The 1,494-nt window shown below is 75.0% G+C and carries 1 protein-coding gene and 1 pseudogene; one reads left to right on the top strand and one right to left on the bottom strand.

The features are described 5' to 3' along the window. The first annotated feature begins 327 nt into the window (after nt 1-327). Complete coding sequence (locus CCN42_RS37895; protein WP_086741785.1) at nt 328-1,053, top strand: GAF and ANTAR domain-containing protein; 726 nt, start codon at nt 328-330, stop codon at nt 1,051-1,053. 13 nt (nt 1,054-1,066) lie between these two features. Here CCN42_RS37895 and CCN42_RS43010 read toward each other — a convergent pair. Further along, nucleotides 1,067-1,494, bottom strand: a pseudogene (locus tag CCN42_RS43010) (hypothetical protein); the annotation flags it as partial.

Genomic DNA, 1,494 nt, shown 5'->3' with positions numbered 1-1,494 from the left:
TCACCGCCCTGGTCGCCGCCGCGAACGCGGGCCCGGCACAGGCCACGGAACCGCCCTGCGGCCCGGGCGTGCAACGCGAGGAGCCGGCTCCCTAACTCCGGAACATGTCCTTCTCGCCGTCCGTGATCTCCGGAGACGTGAAGCCGGGCGGTGGCGTGAGGCGGTCGCGCGTCTCGCGAGGGCGCCGGTAGATCGCCTGCTCGGTCATGACCCCAGCGTAGGACCGGCAGCCCCCGCGCAGGGCGGAACGGTTGTTTCGGGGCACCCCCGTCGGGTAGTCGGGCCTCGTTTTCCCTTGTGGTTCCACCGGTCCAGGAGGGAGTGACCGTGCGGCCCAGGAACGAGCGGGACGGAGCGTGGGCCGCCGACGTGATCGCGGAATCGGTGCGCGGCGTCGGTCCCGGTGAGCTGCCGCGCCGGCTGTGCGAGGTCGCGACGCGGGTACTGCCGGTGTCCTCCGCGAGCGTCTCGCTGTCCGGCGTGGGCATGCCGGTGCCGCTGAGCGCCGGGGACGACCGTGCCGCCGAGCTGATGGAGATCCAGGCCAGCCTGGGAGAGGGCCCCTGCCTGGAGGCCGCCCGGACCGGGGCGCCCGTGCTCGTCGCCGACCTGGGCGCTGCGTCGAGCGCCGCGCGCTGGCCGGTCTTCGCCCAGCAGGCGACCGCGGCCGGGATCCAGGCCGTGTACGCGCTGCCCCTGGGGGACAGGGCGGGATGTGTCGGCACCCTCGACCTGTACCGGGACGCCCCCGGCACCCTCACCGCCCGTGAGCTGCACATCGCGCACCTCATCGCCAAGGTCATGACGGTCGCGCTGGTGTACCTGCCGTGCGGCGACGAGGACGACACCCGGCCGGGCGGCACCTGGCTGACCGAGCTGGCCCACGGTCACGACCAGGTCTTCCAGGCCGTCGGCATGATCATGGCCCGGCTGCGGGTGGGCGCGGACGAGGCGCTGGCCCGGCTGCGCGCCCGGGCCTTCGCGCACGGCCGTACGGTCCCGGACCTGGCGCACGACGTGGTCGCCCAGCGGGAGGCGTTCGACCGGGAGTAGCCCTCGGCGCCGCTCAGACCAGCACCCGGCCCTGCTTGCGCACCGCCGCCAGCCGTTCGGCGCCCAGCTGCACCGCCGCCGCCGTGACCTCGGAGTAGACATCGCCCAGACCGCCGTTGGTCAGCGTGAACGCGTCCTGGCCGACGCGGACGGCCGCCACGTCCAGGGTCAGCGAGACCGGCTCGTCCTGGTACTCGATCGTCGACGTGACCCGCAGCCCCTGCCGGGCGTCCCCCGCCTCGGGGAGCGCCGCCCCGGCCACCTCGACCTGCTGGCGCGTGCCGTTGGCGCTGGTCGCGACGAACGTCGCGCACCTGCCGGGCAGGGTCCGCAGCCAGCGCAGCGTGCGGTCGACGGCCGCCGGGCGCTGCGCGGTGACCTGGTAGCGCAGCTGCGCCTTGTGGTACGTGTCGTCCAGGCCGACCACCGCCCGCGCGGGCG

It is taken from the genome of Streptomyces glaucescens (genome assembly GCF_002154375.1).
Lineage (GTDB): Bacteria > Actinomycetota > Actinomycetes > Streptomycetales > Streptomycetaceae > Streptomyces > Streptomyces glaucescens.
The sequence above is the reverse complement of the archived record's forward strand: the minus strand, read 5'-3'. Positions and strand labels throughout refer to the sequence as shown.